The organism is Cupriavidus sp. 22TCCZM04-2 (genome assembly GCF_057798895.1).
This window is the reverse complement of sequence record NZ_JBYOJS010000029.1, coordinates 30026-55720: the sequence shown is the minus strand read 5'-3', so window position 1 is coordinate 55720 and position 25695 is coordinate 30026. Positions and strand designations below refer to the sequence as shown.

The following is a 25695-nucleotide window of genomic DNA, read 5'->3' as shown; positions in this document are numbered from 1 at the left end:
TTGCCAAGCGATCGCGGGTCTGCCCTGCGAATCGGCTGTTCTTTAACAATATGGGATGTAGTAAAGGTGTCGCGCGAGCGTTGATGAGACGCTGCAGTAACCAACGCGATACCGGGTTGTGATTGTATCAACCAAAATGTATTTAAGTGATCGAAAGATGACTTGGAATACGGCACAAATGCGAGAACTCACCTGTAGCGAAGGGTCTCACTGAGACACACTCGTTATAGGGTCAAGCGAACAAGTGCATGTGGTGGATGCCTTGGCGATCACAGGCGATGAAGGACGCGGTAGCCTGCGAAAAGCTTCGGGGAGCTGGCAAACAAGCTTTGATCCGGAGATGTCCGAATGGGGAAACCCGGCCCGAATGGGTCATCCCTGGCTGAATACATAGGCCAGGGAAGCGAACGCGGCGAACTGAAACATCTAAGTAGCTGCAGGAACAGAAATCAACCGAGATTCCCAGAGTAGTGGCGAACGAAATGGGAAGAGCCTTGTACTCTTTAGCAGTGTTGTTAGCAAAACGGGATGGAAAGCCCGGCCATAGCAGGTGATAGCCCTGTATGCGAAAACAGCGTTGTGGAACTAGGTGTACGACAAGTAGGGCGGGACACGTGAAATCCTGTCTGAAGATGGGGGGACCATCCTCCAAGGCTAAATACTCGTGATCGACCGATAGTGAACCAGTACCGTGAGGGAAAGGCGAAAAGAACCCCGGGAGGGGAGTGAAATAGATCCTGAAACCGCATGCATACAAACAGTCGGAGCCTGGAAACGGGTGACGGCGTACCTTTTGTATAATGGGTCAGCGACTTACATTCAGTGGCAAGCTTAACCGATTAGGGCAGGCGTAGCGAAAGCGAGTCCGAACAGGGCGTTCAGTCGCTGGGTGTAGACCCGAAACCAGATGATCTATCCATGGCCAGGTTGAAGGTGCGGTAACACGTACTGGAGGACCGAACCCACTAACGTTGAAAAGTTAGGGGATGAGCTGTGGATAGGGGTGAAAGGCTAAACAAATCTGGAAATAGCTGGTTCTCTCCGAAAACTATTTAGGTAGTGCCTCGTGTCTCACCTTCGGGGGTAGAGCACTGTCATGGTTGGGGGGTCTATTGCTGATTACCCCGCCATAGCAAACTCCGAATACCGAAGAGTGCAATCACGGGAGACAGACATCGGGTGCTAACGTCCGGTGTCAAGAGGGAAACAACCCAGACCGCCAGCTAAGGTCCCCAAATATAGCTAAGTGGGAAACGAAGTGGGAAGGCTAAAACAGTCAGGAGGTTGGCTTAGAAGCAGCCACCCTTTAAAGAAAGCGTAATAGCTCACTGATCGAGTCGTCCTGCGCGGAAGATGTAACGGGGCTAAGCTATATACCGAAGCTGCGGACGCACAGCAATGTGCGTGGTAGGAGAGCGTTCCGTAAGCCTGTGAAGGTGTCTTGTAAAGGATGCTGGAGGTATCGGAAGTGCGAATGCTGACATGAGTAGCGATAAAGGGGGTGAAAGGCCCCCTCGCCGTAAGCCCAAGGTTTCCTACGCAACGTTCATCGGCGTAGGGTGAGTCGGCCCCTAAGGCGAGGCAGAGATGCGTAGCTGATGGGAAGCAGGTTAATATTCCTGCACCGTCGTATGATGCGATGGGGGGACGGATCGCGGAAGGTTGTCCGGGTGTTGGAAGTCCCGGTCCCTGTAGTGGAGAAGGCGCTTAGGCAAATCCGGGCGCGTAATTCAAGGCTATGGGGCGAGCGGCCTAGTGCTGCGAAGCAATTGGAAGTGGTTCCAAGAAAAGCCTCTAAGCTTCAGTCATACGAGACCGTACCGCAAACCGACACAGGTGGGCGAGATGAGTATTCTAAGGCGCTTGAGAGAACTCGGGAGAAGGAACTCGGCAAATTGGTACCGTAACTTCGGGATAAGGTACGCCCTGGTAGCTTGACTGGCCTGCGCCAGAAGGGTGAAGGGGTTGCAATAAAATGGTGGCTGCGACTGTTTAATAAAAACACAGCACTCTGCAAACACGAAAGTGGACGTATAGGGTGTGACGCCTGCCCGGTGCCGGAAGATTAAATGATGGGGTGCAAGCTCTTGATTGAAGTCCCGGTAAACGGCGGCCGTAACTATAACGGTCCTAAGGTAGCGAAATTCCTTGTCGGGTAAGTTCCGACCTGCACGAATGGCGTAACGATGGCCACACTGTCTCCTCCCGAGACTCAGCGAAGTTGAAGTGTTTGTGATGATGCAATCTCCCCGCGGCTAGACGGAAAGACCCCATGAACCTTTACTGTAGCTTTGCATTGGACTTTGAACCGATCTGTGTAGGATAGGTGGGAGGCTTTGAAGCGTGGACGCTAGTCTACGTGGAGCCGTCCTTGAAATACCACCCTGGTTTGTTTGAGGTTCTAACCTTGGCCCGTGAATCCGGGTCGGGGACAGTGCATGGTAGGCAGTTTGACTGGGGCGGTCTCCTCCCAAAGTGTAACGGAGGAGTTCGAAGGTACGCTTGGTACGGTCGGACATCGTACCTAAAGTGCAATGGCAAAAGCGTGCTTAACTGCGAGACCGACAAGTCGAGCAGGTGCGAAAGCAGGACATAGTGATCCGGTGGTTCTGAATGGAAGGGCCATCGCTCAACGGATAAAAGGTACTCTGGGGATAACAGGCTGATACCGCCCAAGAGTTCATATCGACGGCGGTGTTTGGCACCTCGATGTCGGCTCATCTCATCCTGGGGCTGTAGCCGGTCCCAAGGGTATGGCTGTTCGCCATTTAAAGAGGTACGTGAGCTGGGTTTAAAACGTCGTGAGACAGTTTGGTCCCTATCTGCCGTGGGCGTTGGAATCTTGACGGGGGCTGCTCCTAGTACGAGAGGACCGGAGTGGACGTACCGCTGGTGTACCTGTTGTCTCGCCAGAGGCATCGCAGGGTAGCTATGTACGGAAGAGATAACCGCTGAAAGCATCTAAGCGGGAAACTCGCCTGAAGATGAGGATTCCCTGGCGGCTTGACCGCCTTGAAGGGTCGTTCGAGACCAGGACGTTGATAGGCTGGGTGTGGAAGCGCAGTAATGCGTTAAGCTAACCAGTACTAATTGCCCGTAAGGCTTGATCCTATAACCAGTGTGTTTTAGCCTGGTGAGAGAATCGCCTGTGCCGTGCGTTGACAAGCACAACCCAAGACTACAGAACTACATCCCGAATTGGTGAGGTTGACCGCGTCAGCCTCACAACCCCTTATGCCTGGTGACCATAGCGAGTTGGAACCACCCCTTCCCATCCCGAACAGGTCCGTGAAACGACTCCGCGCCGATGATAGTGCGGATTACCCGTGTGAAAGTAGGTCATCGCCAGGCTCTTACAATGCAAAACCCCTCGACAGCATGTGCTGCGAGGGGTTTTTGCTTTGGCGGCTGCGTTCGTGCATGGCGAACCGGCTTAATATCGCATGATCGTGTTTTTCGAATCAGAATCTCATGGCGATTGAGCGCCCGTGGTACCTCTATCTGCTCGAATGCGCGGGCGGCTCGATCTACACCGGCATTACCACCGACGTGGCCCGCCGCTTCGCGCAGCATCAGGCCGGCAAAGGCGCGAAATACACGCGTTCGCGCAAACCGTTACGGGTACTGGGACAGATTTCATTTCCATCGAAATCCGAAGCGTTGAAAGCGGAATTGGCGACGAAGCGCATGAGTCCGGCAGAAAAGGTGGCTTTTTGCGCGACGCTGGAGCAGCACGGCTCCTGAAAGAAAAAAGGCGTACGCCGCAAGGGCGTACGCCTTTTTGCCGGTTCTGGAAGGTCAGACTACCGTCAACGTCACTTCAATATTGCCGCGCGTCGCATTCGAGTACGGGCACACCTGGTGCGCCAGCTCGACCAGCTTTTCCACGGCTTCGCGCTCGAAGCCCGGAACGGAGATCTTCAGTTCAGCCTGGATGCCAAAACCCTGAGGGATCGGACCAATTCCGACCGAGCCTTCGATTGACGTATCCGCGGGCAGCACGATCTTCTGCTGGGCAGCCACATGTCGCATGGCGCCAATAAAACAGGCTGAATAGCCGGCCGCGAACAGTTGCTCCGGATTCAGGCCATCGCCCTTGCCGCCCATTTCCTTGGGCAGGGCCAGTTTGGCATCGAGCTGGCCGTCGGACGTCACCGCGCGGCCGTCGCGGCCTCCGGTGGCGGTGGCATGGGCGGTGTACAGGACTTTTTCGAGTTTCATGGAAGCTCCAGGGTAGGGTTGCCCATCTGGGCAAGTGAGCCGCCGCTCTGATCTTCAGGCGGCTGCTCAGGGATCGTTCGCGCATGTTCCAGCGTCGACCGTAATGCATGCAGGCGCTGCGTCAGTGCCTGAATTTCAGTGATCGGACACTGTGTCGCGCAGAGCAATTTTTCCGGGATGCCGACCGCGGACTCTCGCAGCTTGCGGCCTGCATCCGTCACTGCCACCAGCACGCGGCGCTCATCGTCGGCATCCCGCCTGCGACTCACCAGCCCAGCGCCTTCCAGTCGCTTCAACAGCGGCGTCAGCGTGCCGGAGTCCAGCGCCAGGCGGCCTCCGAGTTCAGATACCGTCTGCCGCTCGTGCTCCCACAGCACCAGCATGACCAGATATTGCGGATAAGTGAGTCCGAGCTCATCCAGCATCGGCTTGTACGCCTTGGTCATCGCAAGCGATGTCGAGTAGAGAGCGAAACATAGCTGCCGGTCGAGTAGCAGCCAGTCTTCCTTGCGTTCGTTGATCGTGTCATCCATGTCGATATATTAGACGCAATTAGATTGCGTGCAAGGTAAATTTGAAATTTACGGAAAGTGACGCATTGTGGCGGCCACCGCTTTAAGGGTGTCTTAAGTCTCGCTGGTTAGTATCCAACCGTCGCGCCACCTCGCTCACCCGCACCGGCGCCCGCATATCGCTGCGAAAGGAGATTCCATGATTCGCCAGACCATTGCACGTACCGCCATTGGTTTTGCCGCGCTTGCCGCGATCGGTGGTGGCTATGCTTACCTGCAGAAGGAAGTCATCACACCGGGGTACGCCGCGTCCGCGCCTGCCACGGTAGCCACGCCGGGGCAGTCCGTCGCGGTGGCCTCGCCCATGGATTTTTCCGGCATTGTCGATCAGTACGGACCCGCCGTCGTCAACATCAGCGTGACCGCGCGCGCGCAGCGCACGGCCATGCAAGCCCCGTCCGGAATGGATCCTGACGATCCGCTGTTCCAGTTTTTCAAGCGGTTCGGCCCGCAGTTCCAGGGTCCGCAAAGCGGCCAGCAACTGGTAAAGGGCCTGGGCTCCGGTTTTATCGTCAGCCCTGACGGCCTGATCCTGACCAATGCGCACGTCGTTGACGGCGCGCAGGAGGTCACAGTGAAGCTGACCGATCGTCGCGAGTTCAAGGCCAAGGTGCTGGGCACCGACCCGCAGACCGACGTCGCGGTGATCCGCATTGATGCCAAGGACCTGCCGGTAGTCCGTCTGGGCGATCCGTCGCACGTGAGGGTTGGCGAGCCAGTGCTGGCCATCGGCTCGCCCTATGGATTCGAGAACACCGTGACCGCGGGCATTGTCAGCGCGAAATCGCGCTCGCTGCCCGACGATACCTACGTCCCGTTCATCCAGACCGACGTTGCCGTGAACCCGGGCAACTCGGGCGGCCCGCTGTTCAACCAGCGTGGCGAGGTGATCGGCATCAACTCGCAGATCTATAGCCAGACCGGTGGCTACCAGGGTCTTTCGTTCGCCATTCCGATCAACGTGGCAACGAAAGTCGAGCAGCAACTGGTGGCGCATGGCAAGGTCACGCGTGGCCGGCTTGGCATCTCGGTGCAGGAAGTCAACCAGGCCCTGGCGCAGTCCTTCGGCCTGCCCAAGCCTTCCGGTGCGCTGGTCAATTCGGTCGAGGCGGACAGCCCGGCGGCCAAGGCCGGTCTCAAGCCTGGCGATGTGATCGTGCAACTCGACAATGAGGTCATCGACCATTCGGGCGACCTGCCCGAACACGTCGCGGATATCAAGCCGGGCACCGACACGTCGCTGAAGATCATCCGCAAGGGCCAGCCCATGACGCTGTCGGTGAAGGTGGGCGCCGCCAAGGAGGAGTCCGTCGCGCAGAAGGGCGGCGACAACCAGGCGGGCGGCCGGCTCGGGCTGGCCGTGCGTCAGTTGACGCCCGCCGAGAAGCGCCAAAGCGGGATCGAGGGCGGCCTCGTGGTGGAAGACGTTGCGGGTCCCGCCGCGCGCGTGGGCATCCAGCCCGGCGACGTGATCCTGTCGCTCAACGGTACGCCGATCGGTTCGGCCGACCAGTTGCGCGCGCTGGTGGCCAAGTCCGGCAAGCAGGTGGCACTGCTGGTTCAACGCGACGAAGCACGCATCTTCATTCCGCTCGACCTTGGCTGACATCCGCGCAAGCGTTTACCGACAAGGCTTCCGGGTCTTTCGGTCGCCGTATACCGGGGGTATACGGCGACGTTTACGGGCGGTATACGCACCGTATACGAACCGGGTATACCACCCGCGAAGCCTTGCCGGAAGCGGGTTTCGGCGCAAGGAAGGGCTTACAGAAAGCGCGGCAGCAGGTATGATCTCGACTGCGATGCACGAAGCATGCGGCGGCACGGCCCGCCGACCTTGGTTCCTGCTCATTCGACAGAACAAGGAAGTCTATGCAGTTGGATTTCACCCGAGCCATTACACCGGGTCCCGAGAGAGCGCGGCGCCTTGCGCCCACCGCTCAATCTGCGCCGAGCCCCCGGCGGCGCAAGAAGGAAGCGCCCCCGCACTGGGAGCGCGGTTACCGTTCGCATTTTTACCGCAACGAGCGCGGCGAGAAGCTGGGCGAGGTTCGCCTGTCCGACCGCGGCGACGTGCCGGTGGTCTATCACTGGGCGGCGGGCAACTATTCCGGCGCTGAAGGATCGCTGGTCCATGCGCGTGCGCGCGTGGAAGAGACGATCGGCTTTGGCATGCGCCAGCTTTCGCTGTTCTGAGTTCTGATTTTCCTCCGGTCGCCACGTCGATGGCACCGCCCTACGTAGCGCCTTAGTCCAGGCGGCGCTGCAGCAGCATGTACACCGCAGCGGTCAGCGCCAGCACCGCAATCAGGCGGTAGAGATCCTCGCAAGCAATCAGACGGGACTGTTGTTCCACTATCCCGCCAAGCTGAGCCAATGCGCCGTGGCGAGCCTGCGCTTCATCCAGGCCTCGAGACACCAGTGCGGCCTGTACCGACTGTATCCAGAGCTGAGCTTCCGCGGTCCGTTGCCCCAACGCATGCACCAGGCTGTCATGCACGGCGAACTGCCGGTTTTGCAGCAACACAGCGCCAATGGCCGAGGCAAAGGAACTGGCAATCTGCCGCATCAGGTTCTTGCTGCGGTAGCCGTGCGCAAACTCTTCGCCGCTGAGTGAGCGGAAAGTCAGACCCGCGATCGGGATGATGACCAGCACGCCGAACAGTCCCTTGCCGACCAGGCCCCAGGCTAGCGTAGGCGGTCCGGCATCCGGCGGCATGCGCGAAAACCACCACGCGGTAGCGGCCATCAGCAGCAAGCCTGTCACCATCAGCGGCTTCTTGCGCGTCATGCGTGGTGCGTACCGCAGGTAGGCCATGACCCCAGTCAGGCTCACCAGCGCGGCAAACGTATTGAGCCATCCGGTCGTGGCGAGCGGAATTCGCAGCGCTTGCTCCGCGTAGATCGGAAACACGTAGGCGCTGAGGTTGTTGATCATGTAGTACACGAAGTACATCCCGATCCCGGCCAGGTAGACAGGGTTGCGCAGTGCCCGCAGGTGCAGCACCGGCGCCTCATGGTGCCACTGATGCCACAGGAACACGGTCAGCAGGCCCAGGCCCGCGGCGGCGATCAGCGCCAGCCGGATAGGGTGGGAAAAGACGTCGAAGCGCGCCTCGGTCATGGCGGCCTGAAGCGTGACCACCGCCGCTCCGAACAGCAGCAGCGGGCCGAGCGCGGGGCTCGGGGCAGGGCGGCGCGGTTCCGCGTCGGGCAGCAACACCCAGGCTCCGAGGGCGGCCAGCGCGGCAAACGGCAGCGCGCCGTAGAACACGTCTTGCCACACGCCGCGATCGACCAGTTCGGCCGCGAGCGCAGGCCCGAGCGCGCTCGCCACAAAGATGCCCGTCATGAAGATGCGGCTCGCGCGCGGCCGGTCAACAGGGCCAAACAGCACGGCCACCAGGATGCGGCAACTCGTGAATAGTGCGCCGCCGCCGAATCCCTGCACGAAGCGCGCGCCAACGAGTTGCGTGAGCGAGTGGCTGGTGGCCGCGGCGAGCGTGCCCGCCATGAAGATCAGCAGCGCGCCGGTCACGTAGTAGCGGTAGCCGAAGCGGCGCGACAACCATTGCTGCTTGAGGATCATGAGCATGCTGCCCACCGCGTAGGCGGCTTGCGCCAGCGCGAAGCTGCGTGGATCCGCATCGACACCGCCCATGATGTGGCTCGATGCGAACACGAACATGATGTTCTCGAGAAACTCCACGCCGGTGGCCAGGGCCAGCAGCATCATCAGCAAGGTCTGGCGCTGCCGGTGGCTGAGCCACCGCAGCCAGCGCAAGCTCAGGCGCAGTTGCCGGAGCGGTTGCCAGCGAGATCCCGGATTCATGGCTGCAGCGCCTGCAGGCTCTGGTGCAGCCGGTTCAGTACGCGCGTGCTTGCGGCCACGCTGCTTTCGCCCACCGGTGCCCAGGCTTCGCCATAGGCCGTGTGAACCAGCGGCAGCGCTCGCTCCAGGAGCCGCCGGCCGGCCGGTGTGAGGGTCAGCTCCAGCGCGCGGCGATCTTGTGCGGAAGCCTGGCGACGAACGAGGCCGCGCGCTTCCAGGCCGTCGAGCAGCCGGGTCATCTGCGTGCGCGTGGCGTCAATGGTTGCGCCAAGCTCGGACGGCATGCTCGGTTGTCCCTCGTCGACGGCAAGCATGCTGAGCACCAGGTACTGGCTCATGTCGAGCTCAAACGGGGCCAGCGTCCGGTTGATGTGGTCGCGCAGCAGGCGCGCGGTGCGAAGCAGCAGGCGGGATGCCAGGATCAGGTCGCGGGGCGCGTCCGGATGGGCGGCGCTGAAGCGCTCGATACGTTGCTCGAAGGACATGGCGGGGAGGGCACCCAGTCGCGGATTTTCTGCCTGAGTGCTTTCATCTGAAATAGTTACGGATGAAATTATATCAGGTGCGATAAATCTCGCCAGTCACGGTGTTCTGGCCATGCCGCAAGCGAAGGCTGGCCGACAAGTGGCGCGCGCCAGTGCGCAGCTTTGCGAGTTCCGCCGTCCGCCGTGCTTCTGGCATCGCGCCATACCGCAGGCCGATGTAGATGCCGATGAAGGCATGAATGGCCGACGCCGCGTGCGGCAGCCGGGCCGCCGCGCGTTGGGCGAATGCCTGCGGACCCTCTGCCGCGCCGCGCTCGCAACCGTGCCGCGCGAGCATGCGGCAGACTTGCGCGTAGCTCGCTTCGACCGGGTCGAGCCGGCGGCGGCGCAGCCACAGTGGCACCAGTGCCAGCAAGCTCAGGGCGGCCAGCCCGCAGGCGAGCCCTTGTGCCACGCTGATGCCAGGCAGCCATTCTCCGAAGAGCCGCTCCTGCTGGCGGTGATCGTACTGCAGGACCCAGCGCTGCCATGTGTAGGTCAGTCCGTCGTAGGCCCAGCGCAGGTTGCGCAGCCAGCCGGCTTCCTCGCCCGGCGACCAGACCCCGGATTCCTGCCCGCCCAGGGCGGCATCGAGCCCCTGTTCGACACGGCTGGGGGCCACCGCGCTGGTCGGGTCCACACGTACCCAGCCGCGTCCGTCGAGCCAGACCTCGGCCCAGGCGTGGGCGTCAGCCTGCCGCACGATGTAGTGGCGTCCGATGGGGTTGTACTCCCCGCCCAGGTAGCCGGCCACCACGCGCGCCGGCAACCCCGCCGCGCGCATCAGGAAGACGAAGCTGCTCGCGTAGTGTTCGCAGAAGCCGCGATGCGTCTCGAACAGGAAGCTGTCGACCTGTTCCGTGCCGAGCGGCGGTGGCCGCAGCGTATAGCCGAACGGCGCCGAGGCGAACAGGCGCAACGCGGCCTGCACGCGCTGTGCCGGGTCGGCGTAGCTGCCGGCCCAGCGCGCGGCCAGCTCGCGTGCGCGCGGGTTGCCCGGCGGCAGGCTCAGGGCCAGTGACCGCGTGCGCGCCGACAGGGGTTCGGGCGCGGACATCAGCGCGGAGCGTGCCCGGTAGCGGATGCGCTGGTCCACCGGCGTGGCCAGGAAGTACTCGCCATCCGCGGAGACCCGCGCATTGACGTTCGATGACACCGCCACGCCGCGGTCCAGTGTGAACAGCCAGCGCTGCTGGCTGGGCTCGAGCGTGACGGTGTAGTCGACGTTGCCGGGTTGCCGTGCGCCGACCGGTGGCGAAGGCGCGGCGGGCGTCGTGGACTGCTGGCGTTGCGGCATCGGAAGCCAGCTTGCGCCGTCGAACTGCCACAGCACGAGGGCGCGCCAGTAGAGCGCCCCGGACGGTGGCGCATCGCCATCGATCTCCGCGCGCAAGGCGACTTCCGTCGAGCGTACGAGCTGCCCGACGCTGCCCGGACGCATCACGTCGCTGATGCCGGTCCGGGACATCGGCGCCGATGGCGGCAATTGCCACAACGGACGTTCCAGGCGCGGGAACAGGACGAACAGCACGAGCGCCCAGGGCAGGCCGATCAATGCCATGCGGCCCAGCAGCGGCCAGATGGCCAGCCGGCCACGCGCCTCGGGATGGTGCAGCAATAGCCAGTTGCGCAGGATCCATGCACCGATCGCCACGCTGTACAGGGCCAGCCAGAATGGCTGGTCGGACAGGTAGAGCGTCAGCAGCAGGTAGAACGACAGCTGCGTGACCAGTGTCGCGTCCGCCAGGCTGTGGCACTCGAGCAGCTTGAGCACGACAAAGGCGCCCAGCATGGCGACGGCGAGGTCGCGCATGGTGCCGCCGCCATCCCGCCAGATCAGCGCGGCGGCGATGCCAAGAACCAGCACGGCCGCCGCGGCAAGGATCGCCCGCGAGGGCAGCGGCGCACGCCTGCGCCACAGCAGCCAGCGCCAGCCCAGCAGCGCGAGCAGCAGGAGGCTGATCGACACCGGCAGCATGCGCGCCTGCGGCGCGAGTACCAGCGCGAGCTGGCCGAGCAGGATGCCGTGATCCTGGTGCGCCAGCGGACGTGCCGGCGTGCTCATGCAGCACCGCCGTGGCCCGGCGCGCGCCACAGTGCCAGCGCCTCCAGGCAGGCGCGGCGATGACCCGCGCCGTGGGCGGGCCGGACCTCAACGCCTGGCAGGCGCAGGCCGACTTCCGCCTCGTCGCCGGCCGCCAGCAGCCACGCGCACAGCCGCGACAGCCGGGCCTCGGCCGGCATGCCAGCCGGCAGGGCGTGCCAGTCCAGCCAGCGCATCGGCCGCGCGGGTGGCTCGCCGGCGCGGCTCATCCAGCGGCCGGTGCGCGCGCTGTGCTTCCAGGCAATGCGATGCAGCGGATCGCCGCTGCGGTACTTGCGCAACTGGTCGATGCCTTCGTCGGTGGCATGGCCGTTGGTGTTGCCGTCTTCACCGGCGTCCAGCGCGGCCATCGGGGGCAGCGGCGGCGCGGCCGGCTCTGGCGCCGGAAAGACCAGCACCGACAGGCCCAGGTCCGCATATCCCCAGACCCGGAACAGCCCGAACGGAAAGCGGCTGGACACGGTGACGCGGGGCAGGCGCAGCCAGCCGCGTCGCGTAGCCGGCACCAGCAGTGTCAGCGTGCCGTCGCTGGTCGCATCCAGCGTGACGCTGGAAGGCGCAGCCGCAGGCATGGCGGCGATGCGGCCTTCAATGCCGATGCGGGCCTGCGTGTCGGTATTGGACAGCCGCAGCGCGAATGCCGCGTCCTGGCCTGCGAAGGCATCCCTGGCCGGCACACCGGCTTCGGCCGTTACGCACAGGTCGAGCAGGTTCCGATACGCCGTCCACATGCATGCCATGCCGATGCCCGCCAGCAGGAACGTGAGGCCGAAGCCCAGGCTGATGTTGTAGTTCAGCGAGGTCACCAGCATGGCCAGCAGCAGGACGGCGAAGCCGAGGCCGCCGCGCGTGGGCAGGATATAGAGGCGCGTGCGGTCCAGCCGCACCTCGCGTTGCTCGGGGACTCGCGCAAGCCGGAACCAGCGCCGCTGGTATGGCGCGGCGCCGGGCAGCGGCAACGCGGCATGGCGGGTGGCCGCGGACCGGTCGCGCGGCATGGCCGTCAGGGGATGGGCACGCCGGCCAGCAACGTGGCCACGCTGTCCGTGCCGGTCCGCGCGCCGACGGGCGCCAGGCGATGTGCGGCCACAGCGCCAAAGACTGCCTGCACGTCTTCGGGCAGCACCATTTCACGTTGATCGAGCAACGCCCACGCCCGGGCACAGGCCAGCAATGCAAGTCCCGCGCGTGGCGACAATCCGGCCGCAAACGCGCTGCTGGTGCGCGTGGCCTGCACCAGCGCCAGCACGTAGTCGACCAGCGCGGGGCTGGCGTAGACCTGCGTCGCGGCGTCCTGGAAGGCCAGTACCTGCGCCGCGTCCATGACCGGATCGGCCTGCGGCGGCGTGGAGCCGCCCAGGTACAGCACGCGTTCGAACGCGGCGTCGGGGTAGCCCAGCGACAGCCGCATGGTGAAGCGGTCCAGCTGCGATTCGGGAAGTGCGTGCGTGCCGAGCTGTTCGAGCGGATTCTGCGTGGCGATCACGAAGAACGGCGACGGCAGGGCGTGCGTGGCGCCGTCATGCGTGACCTGGCCTTCGGCCATGGCTTCGAGCAGCGCGCTCTGCGTCTTGGGCGGGGCCCGGTTGATTTCGTCGGCCAGCACCACCTGCGCGAAAACCGGCCCCCGATGGAAGCGGAATTCGCCCGAGTCGCGCACGAACACCGAAACGCCGATCAGGTCGGCGGGCAGCAGGTCGCTCGTGAACTGGACGCGCTGGTACTGGAGCCCGAGCGTGCGGGCCAGTGCGTGCGCCAGCGTGGTCTTGCCCACGCCGGGCAGGTCTTCCAGCAGCAGGTGGCCGCGCGCCAGCATGCACGCCAGCGCCAGGCGGATCTGGCGCGGCTTGCCCAGCACGATGCGGCCAAGCCGGGTCTGGGCTTCGGCGAGCGTAGCGACGATCCGCGGGCGAGCAGTCACGTTGGCCTCGGCTGGAAGACTGGGAATTCGCGCATTGTAGCGGGGTGCGGCTTGCACGGCACAGTCTGTTTCCGCACGGAGACAGCATTTGCCGGGGCGCACGCGCCCGCCAGGCCGGGCGAGGTCCGGCCGGTTCTGGCATCATCGTCGTGTCGGCCGTGTCCTGGCCTGAATTTCCCTCCTGCCGCAATGACCTCCCCGCTGGACGCTTCCCCCTTTCCGTCTGCCACTTCCAACGAACCCGATCCCGCCGCGCTGCGGCGCCTGGCCGAGGCATTCCATCAGGATGGCTTCATCGTCCTGCGCGGCTTTGCCCCCGAGCACGCGTGCGCGGCGCTGGAGGCGGTGACGCGCGCCCACCTGAACGCGGCCATCCCGCCCGTGGAGTTCGAGGCCGATCTGGGCTATCCGGGGGCACCGGCCCATCGCGATGCCGCGGGCGGCGGCACGGTCAGGCGCCTGCGGCAGGCCTACGGCCGCGACCAGGTGTTTCGCGACTGGGCCACCGACCCGCGCCTGGTGGCCGTGGTGCAGTCCCTGCTTGGCGAACCCGCGCGCATCACGCTGGCGCACCATAACTGCGTGATGACCAAGCATCCGCACTACGGCAGCCAGACCGGCTGGCACCGGGATACCCGCTACTGGTCGTTTATCAGCCCGGAACTGGTGACGGTGTGGCTGGCGCTGGGCGACGAGGACGAGCGCAACGGCGTCCTGCGCGTCATCCCGGGCTCGCACAAGGCGCGGCTGGAGCCGGGCCAGCTTGACCCGGCCGAGTTCCTGATCGAAGCGCATCCGGCCAGCGAACCCTTGCTGCAGGGCGCCGCGTCGCTGGCGCTGCATCGCGGCGACGTGCTGTTCTTTGACAGCCGGCTGTTCCATGCCGCGGGGCGCAACAGCTCGGATGCGGTGAAGCTGTCGGTGGCGTTCGCCTACTTTGGCGCGAGCAATCGCCCGGTCGAGGGCACGCGCTCGGCGGAGTTCGGCAGCGTTGAACTGTAGCGCCGGCTGCGGGGCGAGCCTGTGCCGCTCAGGTGCGCAGGCCCACCAGTCCCGAAATCTTGCCGGCCGCTTCCAGCAGCGGAGGCAGGAAGCGCTCGAGCATTTCCGCGGCGCTGGTGCGGTTCGCCTGCCCGCTGATATTGAGCGCGGCAATGGTGTGACCAGCGCGGTTGCGGATGGGCGCGGCCAGCGACACCAGGCCCTCTTCGAGCTCCTGGTCGTTCAGTGCCCAGCCACGCGCGCCGATATCGGCGACAACGGCCTTGAGCGCGGCAGGATCGGTGACGGTGCGGCTGGTGTGCGCCCGCAGTTCGCTATTGCGCAGCACCCCATCCAGTTCGTCATCGGCCAGGCCGGCCAGCAGCACACGTCCCATGGACGTGCAATAGGCCGGCAGCCGGCTGCCGATCGACAGGTTGATGGTCATGATCTTGCGGGCCGGCACGCGCAGCACATAGACGATCTCGGTGCCGTCGAGCACGGAGATCGAGCAGCTTTCATGGACCTGCTGCGACAGCGTCTCCATGATCGGCTCGGCCAGGTTCCAGAACGGCATCGAGGTCAGGTAGGCGAAGCCGAGATCCAGGATCCTGGGCGTCAGGCGGAACAGCCGGCCTTCCGCCTGCACATAGCCAAGACCTACCAGTGTCAGCAGGATGCGGCGCGCGCCGGCGCGCGTCAGGCCGCTGGCCTGGGCGATTTCCGTCAGGGTCTGTGCCGGGTGTTCGGCGTTGAAGGCGCGGATCACGGACAGCCCGCGTGCAAAGGACTGCACATAGCTGTCGCTGGGCTTTTCCGGCGTGGTGGCGGAGGTGGCGGCGCTTTCCGCTGCAGGTCGGGGGTCGGCGGGACTGGCCATCTGTCAGGCACCGGCAGGTCGCCGGATGGGCACGCAAAGGCCGAAAGGGTAGAGGAAATACGGCGATTTCGCCAGTGCAGGCCGATGCACGCGCGGGCGGCGCCCCGTCGGAGCGCCGCCGCCATGCTGTCTCCTGCACCGTTATGCCGTGCGCCGTATCAGCGGAAGCTCTTCTGCAGCAGGACGAAAACGGCCATCGCCACGCACAGCGCCGCAAAGCCGTGCAGCATGTCCATGCCGGCCAGCAGCGTGGCTTGCCGGTCGATTTCAAGCGAGATTTTCGCCAGGCTGGACGGGGAAAGCGCGTCCGGCGTCTGCAGCGCGGGAGTGAAGCGCGTGACGTGCTCGACCAGGTGCGTCCGATGCGCGGCCAGGCCGTCCTGCATGAAGACGCTGGCAAGGCCCGTGCCGGCGGCCGAGGCGATTTGCTTGCAGACGTTCTTGAACTGGTACGCGTGCGAGAAATCCTCTACCGGGAGGTCGAGATACGTCATCGAAGCGACCTGAACCATCAGCAACACCGGTGTCAGCCCTTCGAGCAGCACCACCGGGACCAGCGCATAGTCCGGCGCGCCCGGCATCAGCTGATAGGACAGCAGCATGGCCGCGCATGCATAGATGATGAAGCCGATGGCGATCACGCGGCGCTTGCGAAAGACCAGCGCCATGCCCAGCGTGATGATCACCGCGCCGATGGCGGAGATGGTGCCGCTGGTCGAGAGCAGCATGCAGGTGGAGCGGAAGGTCAGGCCCAGCCCGCTTTGGGTCAGCGTCGGCAGCAGGAACGCCCAGGCCGACGACAGCAGGTAGTACAGCGCGTAGAACCCCAGCCCATACAGGTACTGGCGTCCGGCCAGGCGCGAGAAGTCGATCCATGGGTCCGGATGTCGGTACAGGCGCCAGCCGCTGAACGCGAACAGGCCCACGCCGAGCAGCGCGGCCAGCGGCATCTCCGGCGAGCTGAAGAAGCGGGTGTAGCGCATTTCCTGCAGCGTGTGCAGGAACACCAGCGCGCCTAGCGCGGCGGCGATGGCGGCCGGCCAGTCCAGCGTGGACACCGGCGGATGCGGATCGCGCGGCGCGCGCGTGGGATAGGTGGCGATCACCGACAGCAGTACCGGCAGCGCGATCGCGGCCTGGAACAGGAACACCGCGCGCCAGCCGATATCGTCCAGGAAGATGCTGGTCAGCCAGGGGGTGATGGCCAGCATCGCAAACGAGCCGCCGCCAAAGCGCAGCATCAGTGGCGCGCGCTCGGCCGGCGTGGACACCAGTTGCACCAGGATGCGCGACGCCGCGAACAATCCGCCCGCGCCGAGGCCTTGCACGGCCTTGCCGGCGATCAGCCCGCTCGGGCTGGCGACTTCGGCGCACAGCAGCGAGCCGAGGATGAACACCAGCAGCGATGCGATGGTGAAGCGCTTGTACGTGGTCCGGCGCGCGATCTGGTCGAGCACCATGTTCATCAGCACCGCCGTGGCGGCATAGGCCGAGACGGCGTACAGGTAGTCTTCGGGCGCGGCGCCCACGCCGCCCTGGATGTGCTGGCTGGCGACGCCCGTCATGAGCGTGGAAGAGAAGTCGATGCCGGTGACCAGCCCTAGCGTCAGCCCGAACAGCGACAGCCGCCAGTGGCCCATTTCCGGGTGGCTGGCAATCTGCATGCGAGGGCGTTGGGGGGCGGCGGCAGCCATGGTGACCTGGCCTTTGGCGTCAGGGGCGCCAGATACTGCGGAGACGGACGTTTGTTGCATCGCTAAAGCATAATGTTGCCTTCCGTCTGGAACCACAGCTTGTCAGGGAAACTTTGTCCGGTGAATGAAACAATCCAGTGGAATGATTGGGAGGCGTTCTGCTGCGTAGTCGAGCAGGGCACATTTACGGCAGCGGCGGAACAGCTCGATTGCCCGAAATCGCGCGTCTCGGCGGCCGTGGCGCGCCTGGAGACCGCCATCGGCGCCAAGCTGCTGGAGCGCACCACGCGCCGCATGCGGCTGACCGACGCCGGCAGCGCGGTCTATCGCGATGTGGCGCCGCTGTTCGCGCGCCTGCGCGAAATCCGCCAGGAAACGCTCGCCCGCGAAGAGCGCGTGCAAGGCGTGTTGCGCATTGCCACGCCTTACGAATTCGGCGCCCAGCAGTTGGGCGGCATCATCTGCCGCACGCTGGCGGCCCATCCGGCGCTGGACGTTTCGGTCGAAATCACGCAAGGCCTGGTCGATCCGATCCGCGACGGGTTTGACGTGGCGTTCGTGATCGTCGACGCCGACCTGCCGGATTCCGGCACGGTGGCGCGCCGCATCTACCACGTGGAGCGCGGGCTCTTTGCGGCGCCGGCCCTGGCGGCCAGCCTGCCGCCGCTGATGCGACCCGAGGACCTGGCCAATCTGCCGACGCTGACCACGCCGGGCGATACCGTCTGGGAATTCCAGCGCGACGACGAGTGCTTCACGGTGCCGATCCGGCCGCGCATGCAGACCTTCAACGCGGAACTGCGGCTGCAGGGCGCGCTGGCGGGACTGGGCATTGCCAAGTTGTCGGTGAATTATTGCGAGGCGGAAATGGCGCAGGGCAGGCTGGTGCGCGTGTTGCCCGAATTCCCGCTGCCGCCGCTGAGGGCGTTTGCGCTGCTGCCAGACCGGCGTCTGCAGCCGCGCAAGGTGCGGGCGTTCATGGAGGCGATCGAGTCGATGCTGGAGCCCGAACTGGGCCAGGACGCCATGGCCGGCCCGGTCTTGTGACCGGGCGGAGATGCGGGGACTTTCCGTTCAGCGAGGGGGCTCAGGCGCCGTCGGTGAAGGCGCTGCGGGCTTCATTGACCGCGCGGGCACCGTCCGTGTAGGGGTCGCGCTTGCCGAGGTTGGCACCATCGGTGAACGGATCCACCTTGCCCAGCTTCGCGCCGTCGGTGTACGGGTCGCGCTTGCCGTTGTGGGCGCCGTCCAGGAACGGGTCGACGTTGCCCACGCGGGCGACGCCGCCATCCAGGCGGGCCAGGTCCGAAACCGGCTCGGCGGCGTGCGCGCCCGCAGCGGCGGCCAGCGTCAGGCCGAGCGCGCAAAGAACCGAAGTGGCAAGGTTGCGGCGTTGTGCAAGGGTCTTCATGATCGTGTCCTTCTTTGTCAGGGTTTGTGGCGTCCGCCACGTTGACCTGTAATGTAGGACCTCGAAGACCGGGGAAAAAGGGTCAATCCTCGACACACTGTCCTGCTGCCTGAACAATGTCATCACGGCTTCATGAGGAAGCCCTATCGGCGGCCTGGCTCAGTAGCGCATGCCGAACACGCCCACGCTCAGCCGGGCGATGATCATCAGCAGGATCTGCGCGACCAGGAACAGCACCAGTGGCGACATGTCGAACCCGCCCAGGCGCGGCATGACGCGCTGGATCGGGCGCAGCAGCGGCGCGGTGAGGTGGTTGATGGCCGGCGTCACGGGCGAATGCGGGTTCACCCACGACAGGATCGCCATCAGCAGCGTTACCCACATCACCAGGCTGATGCCCCACTTGAGCACGTAGAGCAGCGCAGCCAGCAGCAGCATCGGCAGGAAGGCGAACAGTTCGCCGCCGGTCAGCGTGGCGACCAGCAGCAGGAATGCCAGCGCGGTAAGCCAGGCGCCGATGACCGTGGCCCAGTCGATGCCGCCCACTCCGGGAATGACCCGTCGCAACGGCCGCACCAGCCAGTCAGTGACCTGAAAGACACCCTGCGAGACGGGGTTGCGCGTGGGCATGCGCGTGAACTGCATCCACACGCGCAGCAGCAGGGCCATGCCGAACAGGGTAAAGACGGTATCGAGCAGGAAGAGGGCGATTTCCGTGAACATCGGTCAGGTTTCCGTGGCGGAGGTAAAGGTGTCTGCAACCGCACAGATTCTGCCATAGCCGGATGCCCGGACGGCGTGGCTTCTCATCAGGCGTTGTGGCGGGTCACTCCGTGACTTGCCCCTATAATTGCGTCGATCCGATTTCTGCCGCCAGCCGCCCCGTGCGCGGACGCGCGGTTGTTCCGTCTTACCTGCCGTCTTACCCGTCGTCTTACCCGCCTATGCCCAGCAAGTCCGCCTCCGCGAAACCGTCGCCGCTCAGCAAGCCGGACTTCGAGGCACTTTCCGACTTCCGCTACCAGCTCCGGCGCTTTCTCCGCTTTTCGGAAGACGCGGCCCGCGATGAAGGCGTGACCGTGCAGCAGTACCTGCTGATGCTCCATATCCGCGGCAGCGCCGGCAAGGACTGGGCGTCGATCGGCGAACTGGCCGAGCGCCTGCAGGCCAAGCAGCACGGCGTGGTGGCGCTGGTGAACCGCTGCGAGGCAGCCGGCCTCGTCAAGCGCAAGCTCAATAGCGAAGACCGTCGCGTGGTTCAGGTGCATCTGCTCGCGAAAGGCGAGCGCTGCCTGAACCGGCTGGCTGTCCTGCACCGGACCGAACTGGAATCGTTGCGCGGGGCCTTCCGCGTGGCGCGTATTACCGCATTCAACGACGACGAGGCCGAGCGCGACTGAAGCCGTCGCGCCGCGGCGGTTGGCCGTGCGGTTACAGCCAGTTACCAATCACAATTCGTGGTGACACCCGCCGGGCGCCGCTGGCCCTAGACTCGCGCGCATTCCCAACACGCGAATTCGCAGGAGTCGTTTCCATGTCCATCCCCTTTCGTTCGGTTGTGCTTGCGGTGCTCGGTGCCGGCGCGCTGGCCGGTTGCGTGACCGCGCCCTATGGTGGTTATGCGGGCGGGTACTCGGGAGGTTATGGTTCCTACGGTGGCAGCACCGCCGCCACGCAGGCGGGCTATCCCCAAGCCTCCTACCCGCAGGGCGCTTATCCGCAGAGTTCATATCCTCAACAGGGCTATCCGCAGGCAAGCTACCCGCAGCAGCAGGGCTATCCGCAACCGGGCTACCAGCAGGGCTATCCGGCCGACAATGGCTATGGCAACAACGGCGTCGAACAGTATGGCGTACGTTATGGCTGGGTGGAGTCGATTGAAGTCGTGCAGGGGCAGGCAGCGTCCACGAGCGGCGCCGGCGCGGTGGTGGGCGGCGTCGTGGGCGGGCTGCTGGGGCACCAGGTTGGCGGCGGGCGCGGCAACACCGTGGCCACCATCGGCGGCGCGGTCGTCGGCGCGCTGGCCGGGAATGAAGTGGAAAAGCGGGGGAGCGCCGTGCCGCCGGCGTATCGGGTGCGGGTCAGGACTAATGACAATGGGTACCTGACGGTGACGCAGGCTAATCCTTACCAGCTTCGGAATGGGGATCGCGTGCGGGTGGAGAATGGGGTGGCGGTGCCTTATTGATGGCAGGCTAGAGTAAGTCGCCGGCTACGCCGGCGAAACAGCCGCACCTGCCAAGAACAGCGTCCCCGCAATTCCGCGATGAACCAGATTTAACCCCCCTCCCCAAACAACCCCACATAATCCTCCCTCAACTTCCGCTTGAGCAGCTTCCCGGCCGTATTGCGCGGCAGGTCCGCCACGAACACGACGCGCTTGGGCACCTTGAACGGTGCCAGCGCATTGCGCGCGTGGGCCACGAGGGTTTCTTCGCTGGCCGTGGCATCGCGCTTGAGCACCACGCACGCGGTCACGGCTTCCACCCATTTGGGATGGGACAGCGCGAACACCGCAACTTCGGCGACGGCCGGGTGTGTGTACAGGCATTCCTCGACTTCCCGGCTGGATACCAGCACGCCGCCCGAGTTGATCACGTCCTTGATGCGGTCCACGACATACAGGTAGCCTGCTTCATCCATATAGCCGAGATCCCCGGAATGGAACCAGCCGCCAGCAAAGGCCTCGGTGGTCTGCTCAGGCTTGTCCCAATATTCGGTCAGCAGCTGCGGCGAGCGGTGCACGATCTCGCCGAGCGTGCCGGGGGCGACGTCGTTCATCTTCTCGTCGACGATGCGCGTTTCCACATTGAGGACCGGCCGCCCTGCCGAGGCTGGCCGCGCGGCATGCTCGTCGGGGCCGAGCACCGTGGCGAGCGGACCGATCTCGCTCTGCCCATAGCAGTTGTAGAAGCGCAGCCCGGGCAGCTTCGCCTGCAGTTCCAGCAGCACCGGCACCGGCATGATCGACGCGCCGTAGTACGCCTTGGTCAGCGTACCCAAACGCGCGGGGTCGAAGTCGACGTGCCGCAGCAAGGCGATCCACACCGTGGGCGGCGCAAAGAAGCTGGTGATCCCTTCCTCATGGATGGTGCGCAGGCAGAAGCCAGCCTCGGGGCTGTCGGCGATCAGCGTGGTGCCGCCGCACAGCAGCAGCGGCATCAGGAACACATGCATCTGCGCCGAATGGTAGAGCGGCAGGGCCGCCAGCGAATAGTCGCCGGCCCGCACGTCGCAGGCCGCGATGGTGCTCACGTACTCGGCCAGCAGCGCACGATGCGTAAGCACGGCACCCTTGGGGGACGACGTGGTGCCGGAGGTGTACAGGATCTGCGCCGGCATTTCCTCGGCGAGATCGGACAGCACCGGTGCGACAGGGCCGTGCGAGGCCGCCAGCAGGACGTCGCGCTCGCCGCCCCCATGCAGCGTGCCGCTCACGCGGCAAGGCAACCCTAGCACGCGTTCGGCGAGCGACGGATCGGCGAAGATCGCGCTCGCACCCGACTGCGTGACGATGTACTCCGCCTCGGCCCGCGTCATCGAGAAATTCACCGGCACATGGATCAGGCCGGAACGAAGACAGGCCAGCCACAGCAGCACGTAGGCGTCGGAGTTCTTGCCGAAGGCCGCGACGCGATCGCCAGGCTGCAGCCCCCACTGCGCGAGCGCGCCCGCGACGCGTGCGGCGGCCTCATCGAGTTGCTGGTAAGTCCAGCTGCGCGCGCCGAAGCGGATGGCGGTCTTGGTGGGGTGGCGCCGCACGGCACGGGCCACGGCATCGGGGATGGTGTTGCGCAGGGCGCGCTGCTGCTCTGACTGCATGGTGGTCTCCGTCGTCTTGGTTTGGATCCAGCAAGTCTTGAAGCTCAGCAGCGCAGCATACGGTTGCGGCGCGCCCATGGCAAGGCAGGCCCCTCAGCGAGGGGCCGGGGTCGCTTACAGCGACTGGGCCAGGAAGGCCAGTGCGCGGCCGTGTGCCAAGGCCGCGCTGTGCTGGTGGTAGCTCGCGCGCGCCCAGCAGTTGAAGCCGTGGTCGGCTCCTTCGTAGACAAAGACCTCGGTGCCGCGCTTGCCGGCCACCGCGGCGCGCACGTTGGCGACGGCATCGGGCGTGATATGCGCGTCGAGCGCGCCATAGTGGAACTGCACCGGCACGTTCAGCGTGCTGGCTTCCTGCAGGTTGTTCTGGATGCCGCCGCCGTAGTACGGCACGGCGGCATTGACCAGGCCTCGCGCCGCGCTCAGGTAGGCGAGCAGGCCGCCAAAGCAATAGCCCACCGCGGCTACCTTGCTGCCGGCACCGGCACGCGCGCGCAGCGCGCGTACGGTCGCGGCGATGTCCCGCACGGCGGCTTCGACATCCACCGACTTGCGCAAGTCCATGGCTTGCTTCATGTCGTCGCCGGCGTAGCCGAGTTCGACGCGCGGGGCATCGCGCCAGAACACGTCGGGGGCGAGTACGGTGTAGCCGTCGGCCGCATACTGGTCCGCCACGGCGCGGATATGTTCGTTGACGCCGAAGATCTCCTGCAGCAGCACGATGGCGGGGCCGTCAGGCTGCACGCCGGCGGGCGGGAGGCTCAGGTAGGCGTCGAAGCTGCCCGTGTCGGCGTCGACGCGGATCCACTTGCTGTCGGGAATGGCTGGCATGATGGCGGGTTCCAATTGGATTGATGTGGGCAAACCGCAAGTTTGCCACCGCTCGCCGATTCATGCCGCGGCCGCGTCAGTACGCCGACGACTGCTGGTAGCGCGCTTTCCAGTTGTCGGTATAGGCCTTGACCACAGCCGCGTCGCCGCGGATCAGCATGCCGTTCTCGGCGTTGCGTTCCTGGGCCGACTTGCTGTAATTGAACGAGCCGGTGAACACGGCCTGGTCGTCGAACACCATGACCTTGTTGTGCGCGATGGCGGGCTTGGTGTCGATGACGACCGGGATGCCCGCGTGCTTGAGGAACGTGGCGCTGGTATAGCGCTCGCTTACCTGGCTCTTGTCGAGGATCACGCGTACGTCCACGCCGCGCTTGTGCGCCTGCGCCACGGCCTCGGCGATCGGCTTGCTGGTGAAGGAGTAGGCCTGGATCAGCAGCCGCTGGCGCGTGCCGCGGATGGCGTTGACGAGCAGGTCCTGGCAGCTTACGCCGTCCGGAACGAAGCACAGGGTGTAGCCGCTGCCCGAGGCAAACGGCCGGGCGTTGACGGGCCGTGCCGAAGCGTCCGGCCTTGCGTTCTGGCCAGGCGCGGCCGGCAGCTTCGCGATGGCCTCGTTGAAAGTATTGCTGAGGGAGTCGGTGATGCTGTCGAGTGCCGAAGTGGAGCGGGCCTGGGCCAGGCCGGTTGCGCAGGCGGCGAGCAGCAGGGCGGACAGGGCCGCGCGCTTGAATCGATGGTTCACGTTGCTATTCGGTTCGGGGACGGAGGCCCCGCATGCCACGCCGCGCGGCAATGCGGGCCCGCAGCGTAGCAGCCCGCTTCACACGGGACAAGCGGCCCGTGTGTAACAGTCCCTTTCGCCGCATGCGTCTACTGGGCTTTCGCCGTGGGCGTGCCTATGATGGATGGAACCGCGCCCGGTGCCAGCCGGCCAAGGAGAATGGGACATGAGCGACCATACCTACAAGCTCGTCGAGATCGTCGGCTCGTCGCCCGACGGCTGCGACGCTGCCATCCGCAATGCCATCACCAAGGCCAGCGAGACCATCAAGCATATCGACTGGTTTGAGGTCGTCGAAACGCGCGGCCATATCGCGGACGGCAAGGTCGCGCATTTCCAGGTGACGCTGAAGATCGGCTTCCGCGTGAGCTGAGCGCGCCGCGGCGCACCCGTGCACGCTGGCAGGCCGCGCCGTTCAGGGCAGGCGAATTTCCTTCACGTCGAAGTGCGATTCGCCGATCAGCTCCGTGTCGTATTCGCCGAGCAGCTCGACCGTGGTGTTGGCGTCGACAGGCTTTTGCGCGGGCCAGCGCGAGGCCTTGATCTTCACCTGCATCTGTCCCGTGCCATCCGCGAACAGGTAGCGCTCGTGCCCGACGTGGCTGACGATCTTGCCGCGCAGCACGGCATGCTGGTCGTCCTTGCCACCCTGCTGCAGCGACTTGACGGTGGCGGCGGGGATAGCCGAAGGGCCGGTGTATTAGGCGTGGGCGGCAGCGGCTGCCATGGCAAAGGCGGTGGCGATGAGGATGCGTTTCATGGTGCTCGTCCTTGTTTGTTCGAAGTTCTGGGGGCGACGGAAACGATGATGCGCCGGCATGGCTGAACCGACGCTGAACAGGCTGCCTACCTCGCACTGCATCTGCGCGCACGCGACTTGTGAGTGATCGCCGGTCGGCCGGCGCGGGCTGCCAAGGAGGATCTCATGCACGACGCGGCCTTCGTACACGCCCACGCCGCCCATGCGCGCTGGCAGGAAGCACTGGGCGACTGCCGCTCGCAACTGGAAGCCCAGCTTGCCGTGCAGCAGGCGCAGCACGGCAATGCCGTCGCGCTGACCCTGGGCTGGTGCTACCTGAGCGATTACTATGCCCCGGCGGCCGAGCGCATTCTCGATGCGCTGCAGCGGGAGTGGCCTGGCGTCGCCTGGGTCGGAACCTCCGCGGTCGGGGTTTGCGCCTGCGGCGTCGAGTACATCGACGAGCCCGCCATGGTGCTGATGGCGGCGCCGCTGCCGCGTGATGCCTTCCGGCTGTTCTCGGGCCGCAAGCCGTTGCCGGCGGCCTCATCCGGCTTCACGCCTCATGCTGCGCTGGTGCATGCGGAAGCCTCGACGCCCGACCTGCAGGACCTGCTGCACGAACTGAGCGAACGCATCGCCACCGGCTATCTGTTCGGCGGCTTGTCGTCGGCACGCAACCGGACGCTGCAGATGGCCGACGGCATCTACTCGGGCGGCTTGTCGGGGGTCTTGTTCGGCCCGCGGGTCGGCCTGATCTCGCGCGTGACGCAGGGATGCCAGCCGATCGGGCCCGCGCGCACCGTGACACGCGTGGACCGCAACCTGCTGTTCACGCTGGACGACGAGCCGGCGCTCGACTGCGTCCTGAAGGACCTCGGGCTCGGGCGCGACGCGCCCCCGCAGGAGATGGCCGAGGCCTTGTCGGGAACACTGGCCGGCCTGAGCGCGGGGGCGGACGACGCGCCCCGGCTGCCGGGCAGGTTCGGCGCCGAGACCATGGTGCGGCATTTGATGGGACTTGACGTGCAGCATCGCGTACTGGCGCTGGCAGACGTTGCCGAGCCCGGCATGCGGCTCGCCTTCTGCACCCAGAACCCGGGGGCGGCGCGCGCCGACCTGATGCGCATCGCCACGGAAATCCGCGCCGAGATCGAAAGCGGCACGGTCGGGCGGGTGCTGGGCGGTCTTTACATCAGTTGCTCCGGACGTGGCGGCCCGCATTTCGGCGCCCCCAACGCCGAGCTGCAGCTGGTGCGCCGCGCGCTCGGCGAATTGCCACTGGCCGGGTTCTTCGCCAACGGCGAGATCGCTCGCGACCACCTGTACGGCTACACGGGCGTGCTGACGGTGTTCACCGGAGCGCCAGGGGCCTGAAGCGG

The 25695-nt window shown here is 65.2% G+C and carries 24 protein-coding genes, 2 rRNA genes and 1 pseudogene; 11 read left to right on the top strand and 16 right to left on the bottom strand.

Going from position 1 to position 25695, the window contains the following annotated elements:
- Window positions 1-230: 230 nt before the first annotated feature.
- From AC3FKG_RS28055 to AC3FKG_RS28045, 3 genes are all read left to right on the top strand, one after another.
- Window positions 231-3111 (top strand): 23S ribosomal RNA (locus AC3FKG_RS28055).
- Between the two features lie 126 nt (window positions 3112-3237).
- A 5S ribosomal RNA gene (rrf, locus tag AC3FKG_RS28050) occupies window positions 3238-3351 on the top strand.
- A 120-nt stretch (window positions 3352-3471) separates the two neighbouring features.
- Entirely contained in the window at window positions 3472-3744 is a 273-nt protein-coding gene (locus tag AC3FKG_RS28045) for a GIY-YIG nuclease family protein (protein ID WP_483712618.1), read from the top strand.
- A gap of 54 nt (window positions 3745-3798) precedes the next feature.
- Here the strand turns inward: AC3FKG_RS28045 and AC3FKG_RS28040 are convergent, their stop codons facing one another.
- Together AC3FKG_RS28040 and AC3FKG_RS28035 are read right to left on the bottom strand one after the other, a co-directional pair.
- The gene (locus AC3FKG_RS28040; protein ID WP_483712617.1) at window positions 3799-4221 is read right to left on the bottom strand and encodes an organic hydroperoxide resistance protein; all 423 of its coding nucleotides are present in this window, start codon (window positions 4219-4221) and stop codon (window positions 3799-3801) included.
- Entirely contained in the window at window positions 4218-4754 is a 537-nt protein-coding gene (locus AC3FKG_RS28035) for a MarR family winged helix-turn-helix transcriptional regulator (RefSeq protein WP_488744706.1), read from the bottom strand. The genes AC3FKG_RS28040 and AC3FKG_RS28035 overlap by 4 nt, the downstream gene beginning before the upstream one ends.
- A 178-nt stretch (window positions 4755-4932) precedes the next feature.
- Between AC3FKG_RS28035 and AC3FKG_RS28030 the strand changes: the two genes are divergently transcribed.
- A complete protein-coding gene (locus AC3FKG_RS28030) occupies window positions 4933-6399 on the top strand; it encodes a DegQ family serine endoprotease (RefSeq protein ID WP_483712614.1) in 1467 nt (488 codons plus the stop codon).
- Window positions 6400-6665: 266 nt separating this feature from the next.
- The gene (locus AC3FKG_RS28025) at window positions 6666-6989 is read left to right on the top strand and encodes a hypothetical protein (RefSeq protein ID WP_483712613.1); all 324 of its coding nucleotides are present in this window, start codon (window positions 6666-6668) and stop codon (window positions 6987-6989) included.
- A gap of 52 nt (window positions 6990-7041) precedes the next feature.
- On the opposite strand, the gene AC3FKG_RS28020 is transcribed toward AC3FKG_RS28025, so the two are convergent.
- The 5 genes from AC3FKG_RS28020 to AC3FKG_RS28000 form a co-directional block, all read right to left on the bottom strand.
- A complete protein-coding gene (locus tag AC3FKG_RS28020; RefSeq protein ID WP_488744705.1) occupies window positions 7042-8625 on the bottom strand; it encodes an MFS transporter in 1584 nt (527 codons plus the stop codon).
- Entirely contained in the window at window positions 8622-9110 is a 489-nt protein-coding gene (locus AC3FKG_RS28015; RefSeq protein ID WP_483712610.1) for a MarR family winged helix-turn-helix transcriptional regulator, read from the bottom strand. Before AC3FKG_RS28015 ends, AC3FKG_RS28020 begins: the two co-directional genes overlap by 4 nt.
- A 73-nt stretch (window positions 9111-9183) precedes the next feature.
- The gene (locus AC3FKG_RS28010) at window positions 9184-11214 is read right to left on the bottom strand and encodes a transglutaminase TgpA family protein (protein WP_488744704.1); all 2031 of its coding nucleotides are present in this window, start codon (window positions 11212-11214) and stop codon (window positions 9184-9186) included.
- On the bottom strand, window positions 11211-12251 hold the full coding sequence (locus AC3FKG_RS28005) for a DUF58 domain-containing protein (RefSeq protein WP_488744703.1): 1041 nt from the start codon (window positions 12249-12251) through the stop codon (window positions 11211-11213). Before AC3FKG_RS28005 ends, AC3FKG_RS28010 begins: the two co-directional genes overlap by 4 nt.
- Before the next feature lie 5 nt (window positions 12252-12256).
- Entirely contained in the window at window positions 12257-13174 is a 918-nt protein-coding gene (locus tag AC3FKG_RS28000; RefSeq protein WP_483712607.1) for an AAA family ATPase, read from the bottom strand.
- Window positions 13175-13363: 189 nt separating this feature from the next.
- Here AC3FKG_RS28000 and AC3FKG_RS27995 point away from each other — a divergent pair, with 189 nt between their 5' ends.
- Entirely contained in the window at window positions 13364-14176 is an 813-nt protein-coding gene (locus AC3FKG_RS27995) for a phytanoyl-CoA dioxygenase family protein (protein ID WP_483712605.1), read from the top strand.
- 28 nt (window positions 14177-14204) lie between these two features.
- Here AC3FKG_RS27995 and AC3FKG_RS27990 read toward each other — a convergent pair whose 3' ends face one another.
- Both AC3FKG_RS27990 and AC3FKG_RS27985 read right to left on the bottom strand, forming a co-directional pair.
- Entirely contained in the window at window positions 14205-15035 is an 831-nt protein-coding gene (locus AC3FKG_RS27990) for an IclR family transcriptional regulator (protein WP_483712603.1), read from the bottom strand.
- A 158-nt stretch (window positions 15036-15193) separates the two neighbouring features.
- Window positions 15194-16789: an MFS transporter gene (locus AC3FKG_RS27985; protein ID WP_488744702.1), complete on the bottom strand. Its 1596-nt coding sequence runs from the start codon at window positions 16787-16789 to the stop codon at window positions 15194-15196.
- Window positions 16790-16849: 60 nt separating this feature from the next.
- On the opposite strand from AC3FKG_RS27985, the gene AC3FKG_RS27980 reads away from it, so the two are divergent.
- Entirely contained in the window at window positions 16850-17776 is a 927-nt protein-coding gene (locus tag AC3FKG_RS27980) for a LysR family transcriptional regulator (RefSeq protein WP_483712601.1), read from the top strand.
- Between the two features lie 40 nt (window positions 17777-17816).
- Here the strand turns inward: AC3FKG_RS27980 and AC3FKG_RS27975 are convergent, their stop codons facing one another.
- The gene (locus AC3FKG_RS27975; protein WP_483712600.1) at window positions 17817-18140 is read right to left on the bottom strand and encodes a hypothetical protein; all 324 of its coding nucleotides are present in this window, start codon (window positions 18138-18140) and stop codon (window positions 17817-17819) included.
- 159 nt (window positions 18141-18299) lie between these two features.
- Window positions 18300-18863, bottom strand: a complete 564-nt coding sequence (locus tag AC3FKG_RS27970; protein ID WP_488744701.1) for a YggT family protein — start codon at window positions 18861-18863, stop codon at window positions 18300-18302.
- Between the two features lie 221 nt (window positions 18864-19084).
- Here AC3FKG_RS27970 and AC3FKG_RS27965 point away from each other — a divergent pair, with 221 nt between their 5' ends.
- The gene (locus AC3FKG_RS27965) at window positions 19085-19540 is read left to right on the top strand and encodes a MarR family winged helix-turn-helix transcriptional regulator (protein ID WP_483712598.1); all 456 of its coding nucleotides are present in this window, start codon (window positions 19085-19087) and stop codon (window positions 19538-19540) included.
- 134 nt (window positions 19541-19674) lie between these two features.
- Entirely contained in the window at window positions 19675-20328 is a 654-nt protein-coding gene (locus tag AC3FKG_RS27960; protein ID WP_483712596.1) for an outer membrane lipoprotein, read from the top strand.
- Between the two features lie 89 nt (window positions 20329-20417).
- Here the strand turns inward: AC3FKG_RS27960 and AC3FKG_RS27955 are convergent, their stop codons facing one another.
- The 3 genes from AC3FKG_RS27955 to AC3FKG_RS27945 all read right to left on the bottom strand — a co-directional run bounded on the left by AC3FKG_RS27955 (window position 20418) and on the right by AC3FKG_RS27945 (window position 23535).
- Entirely contained in the window at window positions 20418-21962 is a 1545-nt protein-coding gene (locus tag AC3FKG_RS27955) for an acyl-CoA synthetase (protein WP_488744700.1), read from the bottom strand.
- Between the two features lie 114 nt (window positions 21963-22076).
- Window positions 22077-22790, bottom strand: a complete 714-nt coding sequence (locus tag AC3FKG_RS27950; RefSeq protein ID WP_483712593.1) for a dienelactone hydrolase family protein — start codon at window positions 22788-22790, stop codon at window positions 22077-22079.
- A 76-nt stretch (window positions 22791-22866) separates the two neighbouring features.
- Window positions 22867-23535, bottom strand: a complete 669-nt coding sequence (locus AC3FKG_RS27945) for a phospholipase D family nuclease (RefSeq protein WP_488744699.1) — start codon at window positions 23533-23535, stop codon at window positions 22867-22869.
- A 205-nt stretch (window positions 23536-23740) separates the two neighbouring features.
- Between AC3FKG_RS27945 and AC3FKG_RS27940 the strand changes: the two genes are divergently transcribed.
- Window positions 23741-23947, top strand: coding sequence for a dodecin (locus tag AC3FKG_RS27940; RefSeq protein ID WP_483712591.1), 207 nt, complete (start codon window positions 23741-23743; stop codon window positions 23945-23947).
- Between the two features lie 42 nt (window positions 23948-23989).
- Here AC3FKG_RS27940 and AC3FKG_RS27935 read toward each other — a convergent pair.
- A pseudogene (locus AC3FKG_RS27935) lies at window positions 23990-24262 on the bottom strand (YgiW/YdeI family stress tolerance OB fold protein); the annotation flags it as partial.
- A gap of 12 nt (window positions 24263-24274) precedes the next feature.
- Entirely contained in the window at window positions 24275-24505 is a 231-nt protein-coding gene (locus AC3FKG_RS27930) for a hypothetical protein (protein WP_488744698.1), read from the bottom strand.
- Here AC3FKG_RS27930 and AC3FKG_RS27925 point away from each other — a divergent pair.
- Window positions 24500-25690, top strand: a complete 1191-nt coding sequence (locus AC3FKG_RS27925; protein ID WP_483712589.1) for an FIST signal transduction protein — start codon at window positions 24500-24502, stop codon at window positions 25688-25690. The genes AC3FKG_RS27930 and AC3FKG_RS27925 overlap by 6 nt on opposite strands.
- Window positions 25691-25695: the final 5 nt, after the last annotated feature.